The sequence below is a fragment of the Acinetobacter sp. PW68 genome (assembly GCF_020982655.1).
GTDB classification, from domain to species: Bacteria; Pseudomonadota; Gammaproteobacteria; order Pseudomonadales; family Moraxellaceae; genus Acinetobacter; species Acinetobacter towneri_A.
Genome location: NZ_JAHZSX010000001.1, coordinates 755940 through 769224 on the forward strand (window position 1 = coordinate 755940; position 13285 = coordinate 769224).

At 39.7% G+C, this 13285-nt stretch carries 12 protein-coding genes; 4 read left to right on the forward strand and 8 right to left on the reverse strand.

Annotated elements, in window-relative coordinates; all coding sequences use genetic code 11:
- Positions 1 to 21: 21 nt before the first annotated feature.
- Positions 22 to 2103: a polyphosphate kinase 1 gene (gene ppk1, locus K1T76_RS03535; RefSeq protein ID WP_230244082.1), complete on the forward strand. Its 2082-nt coding sequence runs from the start codon at positions 22 to 24 to the stop codon at positions 2101 to 2103.
- Positions 2104 to 2226: 123 nt separating this feature from the next.
- On the opposite strand, the gene K1T76_RS03540 is transcribed toward ppk1, so the two are convergent.
- The 6 genes from K1T76_RS03540 to rubA form a co-directional block, all read right to left on the reverse strand.
- Positions 2227 to 2862 carry a response regulator transcription factor gene (locus tag K1T76_RS03540; protein WP_230244083.1) on the reverse strand — a complete coding sequence of 212 codons (636 nt, stop codon included), beginning with the start codon at positions 2860 to 2862 and terminating at the stop codon, positions 2227 to 2229.
- A gap of 346 nt (positions 2863 to 3208) precedes the next feature.
- Positions 3209 to 4360, reverse strand: coding sequence for an IS4-like element ISAbe18 family transposase (locus tag K1T76_RS03545; protein ID WP_058951619.1), 1152 nt, complete (start codon positions 4358 to 4360; stop codon positions 3209 to 3211).
- Positions 4361 to 4501: 141 nt separating this feature from the next.
- A complete protein-coding gene (gene oxyR, locus K1T76_RS03550) occupies positions 4502 to 5407 on the reverse strand; it encodes a LysR family transcriptional regulator OxyR (RefSeq protein WP_230244084.1) in 906 nt (301 codons plus the stop codon).
- Between the two features lie 13 nt (positions 5408 to 5420).
- Positions 5421 to 6359 carry an alpha/beta fold hydrolase gene (locus K1T76_RS03555; protein ID WP_230244085.1) on the reverse strand — a complete coding sequence of 313 codons (939 nt, stop codon included), beginning with the start codon at positions 6357 to 6359 and terminating at the stop codon, positions 5421 to 5423.
- A gap of 56 nt (positions 6360 to 6415) precedes the next feature.
- Positions 6416 to 7594 (reverse strand): FAD-dependent oxidoreductase, encoded by a 1179-nt coding sequence (locus tag K1T76_RS03560; protein WP_230244086.1) that lies wholly within the window; start codon positions 7592 to 7594, stop codon positions 6416 to 6418.
- Positions 7595 to 7670: 76 nt separating this feature from the next.
- Positions 7671 to 7835, reverse strand: coding sequence for a rubredoxin RubA (gene rubA, locus K1T76_RS03565; protein ID WP_070155307.1), 165 nt, complete (start codon positions 7833 to 7835; stop codon positions 7671 to 7673).
- Between the two features lie 483 nt (positions 7836 to 8318).
- On the opposite strand from rubA, the gene K1T76_RS03570 reads away from it, so the two are divergent.
- Positions 8319 to 8861 carry an adenine phosphoribosyltransferase gene (locus tag K1T76_RS03570; RefSeq protein WP_230244087.1) on the forward strand — a complete coding sequence of 181 codons (543 nt, stop codon included), beginning with the start codon at positions 8319 to 8321 and terminating at the stop codon, positions 8859 to 8861.
- A gap of 101 nt (positions 8862 to 8962) precedes the next feature.
- On the opposite strand, the gene K1T76_RS03575 is transcribed toward K1T76_RS03570, so the two are convergent.
- Positions 8963 to 9469, reverse strand: a complete 507-nt coding sequence (locus K1T76_RS03575; RefSeq protein WP_230244088.1) for a YqiA/YcfP family alpha/beta fold hydrolase — start codon at positions 9467 to 9469, stop codon at positions 8963 to 8965.
- A gap of 316 nt (positions 9470 to 9785) precedes the next feature.
- Here K1T76_RS03575 and lysS point away from each other — a divergent pair, with 316 nt between their 5' ends.
- Complete coding sequence (gene lysS / locus K1T76_RS03580) at positions 9786 to 11312, forward strand: lysine--tRNA ligase (protein ID WP_070155311.1); 1527 nt, start codon at positions 9786 to 9788, stop codon at positions 11310 to 11312.
- Positions 11313 to 11712: 400 nt separating this feature from the next.
- Here lysS and K1T76_RS03585 read toward each other — a convergent pair whose 3' ends face one another.
- Complete coding sequence (locus K1T76_RS03585) at positions 11713 to 11934, reverse strand: hypothetical protein (protein ID WP_230244089.1); 222 nt, start codon at positions 11932 to 11934, stop codon at positions 11713 to 11715.
- Positions 11935 to 12282: 348 nt separating this feature from the next.
- Here K1T76_RS03585 and cysD point away from each other — a divergent pair, with 348 nt between their 5' ends.
- Positions 12283 to 13191 carry a sulfate adenylyltransferase subunit CysD gene (cysD, locus tag K1T76_RS03590; RefSeq protein ID WP_171257443.1) on the forward strand — a complete coding sequence of 303 codons (909 nt, stop codon included), beginning with the start codon at positions 12283 to 12285 and terminating at the stop codon, positions 13189 to 13191.
- Positions 13192 to 13285 lie beyond the last annotated feature (94 nt).

Here is a 13285-nt window from a genome sequence, read left to right on the forward strand (position 1 = left end):
TTTAAAAAAGCATAGGTGGGTATGAATACGGCAACAGGCGCGAATCCTGCGCAACCAGAATATACATATAATGATCGCTACATTAACCGCGAACTGTCTATTTTAGATTTCCATTTGCGCGTGCTTGAGCAAGCTGTAGATCCGTTGCATCCTTTGTTGGAACGTATGAACTTCCTGCTAATTTTTTCACGTAATTTGGATGAGTTTTTTGAAATTCGTGTTGCAGGCATGATGGAACAATTGGACCTGGGCAATGAAAGCCGAACTCCAGATGGTTTAACGCCTAAACAAGTGTTAGATCAAATTTCTAAAACAGCACATGCTGCTATTGAACGTCAGTACCGTATTTTAAATCAGGAAATTTTGCCAAAATTACGTGAAGAAGACATTTGTTTCTTACGTCGCGGTGAATTAACTCCTGCACAATCGGCGTGGGTAAAAAAATATTTCCAAGAGCAAGTTGCCCCTGTATTAACTCCAATTAGCCTAGACCCTGCACATCCATTCCCACGGTTGGTCAATAAAAGTCTCAACTTTATTGTGACTTTGGAAGGAAAAGATGCTTTTGGTCGTCAAATTGATTTGGCGGTTGTTCCCGCACCACGTTCATTACCACGTGTAGTTCGTTTACCCGATGAACTTACAGGCGGTAAAGAGCATCACGTCATGCTTTCTGCGATTATTCACGAGCATGTGTCAGACTTATTCCCAGGCATGACCGCAACAGGTTGTTATCAATTTCGTGTCACCCGTAATGCAGATTTGGCGTTAAATGAAGATGTAGAAGATTTAGCCAAAGCCCTAAAAGGCGAATTAAATTCACGCCGTTTTGGTCGTGCTGTTCGTTTGGAAGTCACGCAGAACTGCCCTAAAGCCATTTATGATTATTTGTTAGATGAATTTGATCTTGAAGAAGAACAACTTTATAAAGTCGATGGTCCAGTCAACTTGGCACGTTTATTGTCAAATTTTAAGCGTCCGCATTTACGTTATGATTCACATACACCCGCCATTCCAAAGGTGTTGAAAAAGTCTGAAAATATTTTTTCAGCAATGCAAAAACAAGACATTTTATTGCACCATCCGTTTGAATCTTTTGCTCCTGTGATTAACTTGCTGCGTGAAGCTGCACGTGATCCACAAGTCTTGGCAATAAAACAAACTTTATATCGCAGTGGCGCAGATTCTGAAATTGTGCAAGTGCTTGCAGAAGCTGCACGCAACGGTAAAGAAGTGACTGCGGTAATTGAACTGCGCGCACGTTTTGATGAAGAATCTAACATTGCTGTGGCTAACGTGTTGCAAGAAGCGGGCGCTGTAGTGGTGTACGGTATTGTGGGTTACAAAACCCACGCCAAAATGATTTTGGTGGTGCGCCGTGAAAATAATAAATTGGTGCGTTACGTGCATTTAGGCACAGGTAACTACCACGCAGGCAATGCGCGTATTTACACCGACTATGGTTTACTGACCACAGATAAAGAGCTATGTGAAGATGTGCATCGTATTTTCCAAGAGCTGACAGGCATGGGCAAAATGGCAAAACTGAAAAAGTTATTGCATGCACCATTTACCCTGCACGCGCAGTTGGTCAATTATATTGATGAAGAAATTGCCAATGCCAAAGCAGGCAAGCCAGCGCAAATTATTGTGAAAGTGAATGCACTGACTGAGATGCAATTGATCAATAAATTGTATGAGGCTTCTCAGGCAGGTGTGCAAATTGATCTTATTATCCGTTCAATTTGCTGCTTGCGTCCAGGTTTGCCAGGCTTATCGGAAAATATTCGTGTGCGTTCGATAGTAGGGCGTTTCCTTGAGCATACCCGTGTTTATTATTTCTCTAATAACGGCAATCCGCGTATTTATTGTTCAAGTGCAGACTGGATGGATCGTAACTTATTTAACCGCGTTGAAGCGTGTTTTCCAATTGAAGATCCAGCCTTGAAAAAGCGGATTTATGAGCAGGGCTTATTGACCTATATGCAAGATAATCAACAGGCATGGCTGTTGCAGGGCGATGGATCTTGGGTGCGTGTAAAAGCGGCTGATGGTGAAGAGCCGCATAATGCGCAGCGAATCCTTACCGAGAGTATTATTTAGTTTAAAACTTGTATAGCAGGATAAAGAGCGATGCTAGACATCGCTCTTTTTCGTTTCCAATATTCATTTGATGCTTATTTAATACTTATGTTTTTTGATTTATCTTTTATATTAATCAATAATTTAAGAAAAACAGCCCATCGCATCATCCGCAGTCATAATTTTCCGATAAATACTTTTTACATAAGCATGCACCAGTTGTTCGGAAGCATTCAGGTTGGCAGCAACCTGCTGTGAGGGTAAACCTTGTCCTGAAAGCGCCAATATTTCATGTTCAGTTTTAGAGAGTGCCAAAGAATGACCATGTGCGACAATGGATTGTTCGCAGGCTAAAATTTCATTGGCTAAGTTACCATCTAGCGGTGATCCGCCACGTAAAATGGTGCGAATCTGGTTTTGCATGCCTGTCGCAGATTGGTCGCTAAAGACATAGGCTGAAATGCCTAAATGAATAGCTTGTAGCAATTGTTTGGGCATACTTGAAGGCAGCACCGCCACAATTAAGGTGTCTTTACGGAAATGTTTGAGATTTTGAATAAAATCAATTTGTGCTTTTGACCAAGACTGTAAATTGATAAATACCAAATTAGGTAAATGTTGCTGCACCATCAACACTGCATTTGTGAGCGATGGGCTGCAAAGTAACACCTCTTTAGGGTAGCCAAAATTTTGTAAAATATGGCTTAAATTTTCTGATGCTTCCATCTGATCATCAATCAGCAGAACGGGTACAGGTAAAATGAGATCTCTGTGAATCATGTCAAATACTCCTGTGCTGTTCTATAAATAATTTTGATAAATAGATTGTGCGTGTTATTACTGTAACTGAATACCCTTAGATATAGTGATTATTATATGAAAAGAGTAAATCTAAGTATTTGTTGTTAGGTACTTTTTATCGTTTTGAAAATGTGAGTAAGCTTACTCGAGACTGCTTTTTATTTTAGTTAGTATGAACAATGAAATGTTAAATTTGTGTTTAAGAGCACATATTGGAACTTATTTATATTCATAAATCACTTCAACATATTGAATTGCAAAAATATAAGGATTTTTTGAACGAAAATAAAAAGGAGCCTAGTTGGCATTGCTGTCCCACAATTTTTCACAAGAGGAAGCTCAAATGAGCTTCCTCTTGTTTTATGGGTATTTTATCGGGTGAAAATAAAGCTTTTAAAGTTCTTCTTTCAAACAAGTTCACTTGAATTATTCTGAGTAAACGTTGAACTGTCCAACCTGTTTTTCCTAAATGTTGAGCGAAACTCACCAATAAATAGGCGATCATCGCAATCCAGATTTGTGTCTGAATTGCGTTCCTGCTGCGGCCTAGAAACGCTTTTAATTTGAGATTCTGCTTAATCGCCTTAAAGAACAGCTCAACTTTCCAACGATCTTTATAAATCGCCGCAATGGTGGAGGCGGCTAAATGAAAGTTATTGCTGAGAAAGCTAAAGTGCTTGCCACTTTGCTGATCTCTATATTCAATTCTTCTTAACACTGGGGCTTTTCTTTTTAGGGCATGTGCGCTATTCAGCTGAATGGTTTCATCTTTTAGAATACCTTTGGATTCAAGCACTGGATGTTGCTGGATCACCTGATACACAGATTTAGGCCTAAAACGTGTGACAAATCCAATGTTTTGAGCAGTCAGATTTGCATACCATTGGTAATCGACATAGCCTTTATCAAAAACTACAATGCTGCCAGCAGGAAACTGGAATTTGCGGCCTTGTACCATGTCATTTTCTTTGCCATTTTCAACTGCAACAAACTCAGGAATATCATTGCTGTGATTCAATCCTATACTGAGTTTCATGCTGGCTTTTGAGTCGTGAACTTTGGCCCATTCACATAAGGAAAGCGACAGGTCAATATGACTGGCATCCAAGGAATACAAGGGATTCTTAAAGCGAAATTTATGAGCTACTTTTGAGTGTTCATAGTATTTAAGCAACTTGTAAAATAGCTGTTGATACAAGGCAGCAGGCTGCTGCTCATTGATTCGTGCCAGCGTGCTTCGGGGAATAGACTTTGCTCCGAGATGACTTAGCTTTTCCTGTTGGCACTCCAAATTGGATTGAATATCTCTCAGACTTTGCCTACAAGAGAATTGAGACATCAATATGGCAATAAACTGATCCCACCGGGAAGCCGCTCTAAATTTCTGTCCAACATGGTGTACTTTAGCAAGTTGTTCAAAATCCTGTCGCACAACAGGTTTAATTAGCTCATGAAATACGGTATTCTGATGGGACAAAACCTGAATCCTGGTCGTTAAAGTGTTTGTTTGCACTCATATTTTAACTGTTAGGACTCAGGTTTTTTTATTTAAAGCAAACTATGGGACAGCAGTGGCCTAGTTGGCTCCTTAATGAAAAGTAGGTTGGTGTGTCTAAATTTAGTCTGTGTTTTGAGTGATCTTTTGTAAAATCTGTAGCAAAACATCAAATTCACTTTGTAGTGGTGTACTTTTACGCGTCACCAAAGCCAGAGTACGGCTTGGTGCAGCCTCAATACTTTTGATCTGTATATCTGGATTCGATTTGATCATGGCATTATGAATTGCAATTTCAGGCAATAGAGTAAAGCCCAAATTTGCAGAGACCATTTCAACCAAGGTTGGCAAAGAGCTGGCTTTTAAACGTTGATCGTTTTTACGCTCACCAATTGGGCAAGCACTTAAAGTATGATCACGTAAGCAATGACCTTCTTCAAGTAGCATTAAACGTGATAAATCCAAATCATCTAAAGAGTGAGCCTGCGCCGATTGATGATCGCCTTTGTGAGAAACCAAGAACAAATCTTCTTTAGAAATCTCTGCGACTTTCAAGCCACGCGTATCGAATGGCAGGGCTAACACAACCATATCTAAACTGCCGTGTTCCAATTTTTCGACAATTTTTTCACTTTGAGCTTCGTGTAAATGCAAGTGAATTTTAGGTAGCTGCTGATGCACTTCGTCTAACAGTTGCGCCAAAATAAATGGGGCAATGGTTGGAATCACGCCTAGGTGTAAATCACCTGTGAGAGGCTCACTCATTTCACGGCTTAAACGCATTAAATCCTGTGCATCTGCTAACAGAACCCGCGCGCGTGCAACGACTTGTTCACCCAATGGGGTTAAACGTACATTCTGTCGATCACGTTCTACCAGTACACCGCCAAGCAGGCGCTCTAGTTCCATGATCCCGCCAGACAAAGTCGACTGAGTTACAAAAGAACGGCGAGCCGCTTCTGTAAAATGTAACGTTTCAGACAGTGTAACGAGGTATGACAGCTGTCTTAAAGATGGTAATGCAGCCATAGTGTCCTAATGATTATGATTTAAAGTGGTGAGCAAACAGTTCACTAAGATGAGGAATAAAGTGTGGAGGGATATCATGCCCCATTCCTTTGATTAATTCAAACTTAGCGCCCGGAATCGCTTTCGCAACAGCCTTACCATGCCCTGGTGGGAGCAAACGATCTTGCGAACCATGTACCACTAGGGTAGGTTGCTGAATTTGTTTGTCCAGATGTAGCAACGAGCCTGTACATAATATTGCTAAAAACTGTTGAAGTACACCCGCAGGATAATAACTTCGCTGATATAATTTGCGTGCAGTTTGCATCGCTTCGAGTTGATTTACATGACCTGGTGAGCCTATCACCTTAAAGAGTTTTAAACTATGATCAACGATGCTATTTTCATCTTGCGATTTTGGTCTTTCTAGTAAGCTGAACAGTTGTTTTGGAAATGGTGGTGGTAAAAAAGGCTGGTTATTACTGGTAAATAATAAACCTAAATTACTCACGCGATCTGCATATTTGGCTGCCAAAATTTGTGCAATCATGCCGCCCATAGATGCACCAATCACCTCGGTCTTTTCAATGCCTAAGCGCTCTAATAGTAATGCAGCATCATCTGCCATATCAAACAAGTTATAAGGTGCACCGTGGTTTTGCAAACCTAAGCTGAAACGCCCCATCATTTTATAGGTGTTCAGACGAGGACCTTTGTGCCGAACTTTGGATGATAAACCAATATCACGGTTGTCATAGCGAATCACCCGATAACCTTGATCAATCAGTGATTTACAAAAGAAATCGGGCCAGTACAACATTTGTGCGCCCAAACCCATAATCAGTAAAATAGGTGGATCTTCAGTTTTTCCGCCCACTTCGACATGCAACTGAATGCCGTTGCCTAAATCGACTTTAGTTTCGTGCATAAATGCCGTATAGGGCGAAGTGTGGAACTGAAGTGCACTATTCATGTTGTGATCCTCATGTCAGGTAAAGGCGAAATCAATCGCCCTTTATTGTTTTTATTTTATTCCGATACAGGCAATAAGTCTGGCACTAATTTGGTCAAACTCAAGCGTTGTTTAGCCGCAGTTGCACCTAATAGGACAAAGCCACGTAAGGTATCGGTTTGGTCATAGGCTCTTACAATCATGCCATCGTCAAATTCTTCGGTATGCCAATTAACATCTACCCCAAGTGGCGCAGGTAAAACGGTCAGTGGTGCAGCTGGTGTTTTCACTGCAACAGGCATGGCAGGGTAGTGTACCTGAGTGGTTTCACCATTTAAGGTTTTGGCTAAGGCGCGTGCTTGCTGCATGATTGGCATGACATAGGGCAATAAAATACCATTCACTTCCGCACAATCACCCACTGCATAAATATCTGCTTGGCTGGTTTCAAGTTGTGCATTGGTGAGTACGCCACGACTGGTTTCAATGCCTGCTGTTTTAGCCAAAGCAATATTTGGTTGTAAACCAATTGCAGACAGCACGACATCGGCAATTAAAGACTGGCCACTGGTAATCGTCACTAAATAGTCGTCATTTTTTATTTTTGAAACTTTTTCAACGGTTGTACCTAATACAAAATGGATGCCCGTTTCTTCTAGGTTTTGCTTAAAAGCATTTGCTACATAATCTGGCAATAAACGAGCTAGCGGTTGTTGTGCAAGATCAATCACCGTGACTTGGTGTCCTGTTTGTTGCAAGTCATTAGCAAATTCACAACCAATCAAACCCGCACCTAAAATCACCACACGTTTATCTTGACGTTGTTCAAGCTGTTGGCGAAATGCAGTGTAATCACTTAAATTATTTACCACATGAATATCATCACTGCCATCGCCCGCAATTGCTAAACGCATAGGACTCGCACCCACTGCCAAAACCAATTTAGAATAAGGTTGTTGACTGCTCACTCCCTCTTTTTCTAATTCAAGTACATGCGCCTCTGCATCAATTGCTTTCACCCAAGTGTGGGTTTCAATACGCATATTGAGTTGGCTTGCCATTTTTGCGGCATCGCCCAATGCAATTTGAGCTGGTGCTTTATTGCCCGCCAAGGCGTTAGATAAAGTTGGTTTGGCATAATTGGCAGCATCATCTGCACTAATCATGATTAAGGCTTGTTCTGCATTTAGCTTACGAAACTCGCGTGCAACTGTATAACCTGCCATGCCTGAACCAATAATAACGATGGGATGCATTAAGGTGTACTCCAAATAATAAGGGCATAGAAGTTGGCGTTAAAAAAAGACCATCGGACATGGTCTTTTCGTGGTCTTAGATTTCAATCATTTCAAAATCAGCTTTTGAAACGCCGCAGTCTGGGCAAGTCCAATCATCAGGAATATCTTCCCATAATGTACCTGCCACAATACCATCTTGAGGCCAGCCTTCTGCTTCGTCATAAATCCATCCACAAACGATGCATTGATACTTTTTCATTCCATTCTCCATAAACCGACCTATAAATTTCCAGATCAGCAAAAAACTTATCTACAACTAGTTGTATGATATCTCTATTTGATTAAGTTTTTACGCAGTTATAAGGCTAAAGTAAAGTCAATAAGCGATTTTAATCTGTGCTTTTATAGAATGAATAGTCGCATGGGACAAAACTATACAAAAAAAACCTGTTTTGAGAGAGATACCTTACTGTAATGAGAGCAAGACTGCAGGAAAAAATCACCTTTTATGCCTATAACCAATCTTTAAGACCTTGGTCGTAGAGTAAGAATCTTATATTTTTGCTATTTTATGATCGAACAAATATATATTAATTTTTTAATTATATTTAAGTTTATAAAAATCAAAATCTTATAATATTAGGGCGCGTGATTGAAGGCGGTCTTGCCGATTCGATCACTAGCCTTGTGTGAAAATAAACGGTAAAATTCAACCATTCTTTAGTCACATTTCTGATCTTCCATGAGCAATTTGTCTACTTTTTTGTGGTCGCATATTCGTACAGTTCCTCATTTCCCAAAACCAGGCGTAGATTTTTATGATTTAACGCCTTTGTTCATGAATAATTTGGATTCATTAACAGATGCTTTAATTGCCAACATTCCTGCAGAAAAATTAGCTGAAGTTGAAAGCTTTATTGCAGTAGAAGCGCGTGGTTTTGTATTGGCGAGCCTTTTAGCACAGCGTACAGGCAAAGGTTTGGTACTTGTACGTAAAGCAGGTAAATTGCCACCACCAGTTGTGGGTGTGGGGTATAGCTTAGAATACGGTTTAGACCGTTTAGAAATGGCTGCCGATGTAAAATCACAAAAAGTGATTATTGTAGATGACGTATTGGCGACTGGCGGTACTTTAAAAGCAGTAAAACAATTGGCAGAAAAATGTAAGCATCAAGTTTTAGGTGCAAGCATTTTCCTAGACTTACCAGATTTACACAAAAATTTAGGTTTAGATATTTGGTCCGTATTGGACAATAAATCTAAACCAGAACAAGCAGTGGCTTAATCCTTTTAAGTTATTGTAACTGCTGTAAAAAAGCCTGATCTCCATAGTTGTGATCAGGCTTTTTTTATGGAATCAATGGCTAGAAAAAGTTTATGGAAAAACTATTTGCCCAAATAAGCTTGCTCAATTTGTTGAATACAAGAATTAATATTTTCTGGATGTAATAAGCGATGATGCCCGGACTCAAAAGTAGAGGTCTGCATATAGTTTTCTAAAAATGCTTGTGCGGCATGCATATCCAAAATTTCATCGCCCAACTCTAAATAAGCCAATTGTGGAATATCGTGCTGCAAGTCAACTTCTGAAATTGCAGGATAATCATTGCGAAATGTGGGAGCTAAACTTGGATTTGCCACCACGCACGGAATATGATGCGACAATGACATTTTGAGCGCCCAATAGCCACCTAGACTATGTCCCACCAAAATTTCAGGCTTAATTTTTTGGATGATATTGTGATAAAAATCGGCAACGGTTTGATAATTTAAGTTGCGATAATCGACATCGATACAAAATTTTTGTTTTGCATCTATGGCATGGAATTTAGTCGACTCACGTGAGGAATCTAATCCATGTAAAAACAAGACTTTTAAAGCACATGTATTCATTGCCAGATTCACGAAGTTAAGCATCTTGATACAAACTGAGCCTAAGATAAAGAGGGTAGAAAATAAGATATTTAGACTGATACATCGCGAAGTTTAAAAAAACAGCAAAATACGGTCTTTTTCATCTATTTCTGAATAATATTGTAGTGCGCTTGATTTGAGAAAGAAGTTAGCTTTTGGTCTAAGTCTACAAAAAATCACAAAAGCAAGGGGGAATTGAAAAAATAAATTGCCCGAGTCAGAGAAGGCATACGAAATCGCATCTAAATCTGCTATTCTATTGAACTTCTTTTTTTAGTAATTATTCGAGGCAGAGATGACGCAACATAACGCTCAATCGACTTCAGAACCCACTATTTCCGAAAACGATTTAATTGCGCAGCGTCATGCCAAGTTAAAGCAAATTCAAGAACAAGCGAAGGCGAAGGGAAGCAGCCCTTGGCCAAATACTTTTAAGCGTGAAAACTACGCAGGAGATTTGCAGGCACAATTCGCAGAAGTTTCTAAAGAAGAAATTGAAGCAGGCGAAAAAGTTTATGTGTCTGTGGCTGGTCGTGTGATGTTGAACCGCGGTTCATTCATCGTCATTCAAGACATGACAGGTCGTATTCAGTTGTACGTGGCGCGTAAAGAACTTAGTGCTGAAACTTTAGATACGATCAAGAGCCTCGACTTGGGCGATATTATTGCAGTGAAAGGCTATATTGGTCGTTCAGGCAAAGGCGATTTATACGTTCATATTGAACATTTTGAATTGTTGACCAAATCTCTACGTCCATTACCAGACAAATATCATGGTTTAAACGATACCGAAGCGAAATACCGCAAGCGTTATTTAGACTTGATCGTAAATGAAGACACCCGTAAAACCTTTGAAATTCGTGCTAAAGTCATATCGGGTATTCGTGCATTTTTAACCGAACAGCGTTTTATGGAAGTTGAAACGCCAATGATGCATGTGATTCCTGGTGGTGCATCTGCGCGTCCATTTGAAACGCATCATAATGCTTTAGATATGCCGTTATTCTTGCGTATTGCACCTGAATTATATTTAAAGCGTTTAGTGGTGGGTGGTTTTGAACGTGTGTTTGAAATTAACCGTAACTTCCGTAATGAAGGGGTGTCTACACGTCATAACCCTGAATTTACCATGATCGAATTCTACCAAGCTTATGCCGACTATAAAGATTTAATGGCATTGACAGAGCAAATGCTAGAAAAATTGGCTTTGGATATTTTGGGCACTACCGATGTACCGTATGGCGATGAAGTGTATAGCTTCAAAGGTCCATTCAAGAAAATTTCGATGTTTGATGCCATTCTTGAGCATAATCCACAATTCACGCCAGAAAATGTCAATGACCGTGATTTCTTGGCTAAATTTGTGCAGGAAGAATTGAAAGAACAGGTGAAACCAGGTTTTGGTTTGGGCAAACTACAAACGATAGTGTTTGAAGAAACTGTAGAAACTCAATTGCGTCAGCCGACTTTCATTACAGAATATCCTGCAGAAACGTCACCTTTAGCACGTCGTAATGACGATAATCCACACATTACTGACCGTTTTGAGTTCTTTATTGGTGGTCGTGAATTGGCGAATGGTTTCTCGGAATTAAATGACCCGATTGACCAAGCTGAGCGTTTCCAAGCACAGGTTGCAGAAAAAGACGCAGGCGATGATGAAGCGATGCATTACGATGCAGACTTCGTTGAAGCTTTGGAATACGGCTTACCTCCAACTGCTGGTGAAGGCATCGGGATTGACCGTTTGGTCATGTTGTTTGCCAATGCTGCAAGTATCCGTGATGTGATTTTATTCCCACACATGCGTCATAAAAACTAAGTTTTAGCGCATTGTTGATTACATAAAAAAATAACCTGCAGAAATGCAGGTTGTTTTTTTGTTGCAACTTAAGAATTAAACACTTGCCACCAATTTTTTGATCATAGGTCGCTGGCGTTGGCTTGCGAGCCATAAATCATGCTGCATTTTTAATTTAGCCAAGCCACTTGTGCATCCCTTGGGTTAGTTTAAATAGTCGTGTTTAAGAAATATAATTTTTCTTGCGCGAATAATTGTGTTTCAATCGACTGATACAATTCTGTCGTGCTTGTATTTATAGGGGCATCTACCAAATAAAAACCTTTAGTATATTTATAGATTGCATACATTCAGTAAAGGTTTTTTCTTCGGCTTTTAGATGATCCCCGCCAATTTCATAGCTGTGGTCTTGATTGCTATGTTACGCCAATAAAAAAACCGAAAGTTGATGATCACGACAACCTAATCCAAATGGCAGCCGTATTTGATCTGCACTGTGTTGATGCTGCACAAAAATATTCAGCATTGAAGTATCATCGTTTAAAGGTGCTTGCAGGACGAGTAGTTCAGGACTGTGCTGATACAAAAAACCAGCCAGTTGCGTCTGTTCAAGTTTGGATTTGATCTGTTTAATCTGTGACATGGGAGCATCCTAAAATAAAAATATGTTTTACTTTAAGCATTTCTTGTTCATGCTTGACGCGTTAAATTAGATGAATAATCTAGTAAGTTATTTAAAAAAGAGCAACTTTAGCGTGATTGATGTGTATTAAACGCAGCGAAAATGACCTTAAACTTTAATGGGTAACAGAATAAACTATTGATTAAATAAAGCTTATATTACTTATTGGTTTTCTTTTATATGAGCTTTTTGCATATAAATATAATAAAACAAGCAATAGTTTGCATAACTAAGTCACTATAATGAAAATCAAATTCTATCTGTGTTATTCGTACACAAGTTTAAGTATATCCGGTGTGATCAATGTCAATAAATCAGGAAAGACTTACTCATCTTAAGCAGCTTGAAGCTGAGAGTATTCATATTATCCGTGAAGTTGCAGCCGAATTTGAAAATCCAGTCATGTTGTATTCGATTGGTAAAGATTCAGCGGTAATGTTGCATTTGGCTTTAAAAGCATTCTATCCAGCGAAACTGCCATTTCCACTGCTACATGTGGATACGGGCTGGAAGTTCAAAGATATGATCACTTTCCGTGACAACATGGCAAAACAACACGGTTTTGACTTGATTGTTCATCAGAATAAAGAAGGGGTTGAAGCAGGTATTAACCCGTTCGACCACGGTAGTTCTAAATATACCGACATCATGAAAACCCAAGCCTTAAAACAAGCTTTAGACAAATACGGTTTTGATGCGGCATTTGGTGGTGCACGTCGTGATGAAGAAAAATCACGTGCCAAAGAGCGTGTTTATTCTTTCCGTGATGCAAAACACCGTTGGGACCCGAAAAATCAGCGTCCTGAATTGTGGAATTTGTATAACGGCAAGGTCAATAAAGGCGAAAGCATCCGCGTGTTTCCATTGTCTAACTGGACTGAATTGGATATTTGGCAATACATTTACCTCGAAAGTATTCCATTAGTACCGTTGTATTTGGCTGCAAAACGTCCTGTCGTTGAACGTAGCGGTACTTTAATTATGGTCGATGATGAACGTATGCCACTGCTAGAAGGTGAAGTTCCTCAAATGAAATCTGTACGTTTCCGTACTTTAGGTTGTTATCCGCTTACGGGTGCAGTCGAGTCAGAAGCGAATACCTTGCCTGAAATTATTCAGGAAATGCTATTGGCAACCAGTTCAGAACGTCAGGGTCGTATGATTGACCACGATGAAGCTGGCTCAATGGAAAAGAAAAAGCAAGAAGGTTACTTCTAATCTCTCCTCTAGAATTTCTTAAAACTCTTTTTATAAAGAGGGATTTATAAAAAGCGGAGCCAAGCCTCCCTTTTATCCAGTTAGATTTAGAGAG

Coding starts and splice junctions, on each gene's coding strand:
- ppk1 (WP_230244082.1), top strand. CDS start 22: ATGAATACGGCAACAGGCGCGAATCCTGCGCAACCAGAATATACATAT.
- K1T76_RS03540 (WP_230244083.1), bottom strand. CDS start 2,862: ATGATTCACAGAGATCTCATTTTACCTGTACCCGTTCTGCTGATTGAT.
- oxyR (WP_230244084.1), bottom strand. CDS start 5,407: ATGGCTGCATTACCATCTTTAAGACAGCTGTCATACCTCGTTACACTG.
- K1T76_RS03555 (WP_230244085.1), bottom strand. CDS start 6,359: ATGAATAGTGCACTTCAGTTCCACACTTCGCCCTATACGGCATTTATG.
- K1T76_RS03560 (WP_230244086.1), bottom strand. CDS start 7,594: ATGCATCCCATCGTTATTATTGGTTCAGGCATGGCAGGTTATACAGTT.
- rubA (WP_070155307.1), bottom strand. CDS start 7,835: ATGAAAAAGTATCAATGCATCGTTTGTGGATGGATTTATGACGAAGCA.
- K1T76_RS03570 (WP_230244087.1), top strand. CDS start 8,319: ATGAGCAATTTGTCTACTTTTTTGTGGTCGCATATTCGTACAGTTCCT.
- K1T76_RS03575 (WP_230244088.1), bottom strand. CDS start 9,469: ATGAATACATGTGCTTTAAAAGTCTTGTTTTTACATGGATTAGATTCC.
- lysS (WP_070155311.1), top strand. CDS start 9,786: ATGACGCAACATAACGCTCAATCGACTTCAGAACCCACTATTTCCGAA.
- K1T76_RS03585 (WP_230244089.1), bottom strand. CDS start 11,934: ATGTCACAGATTAAACAGATCAAATCCAAACTTGAACAGACGCAACTG.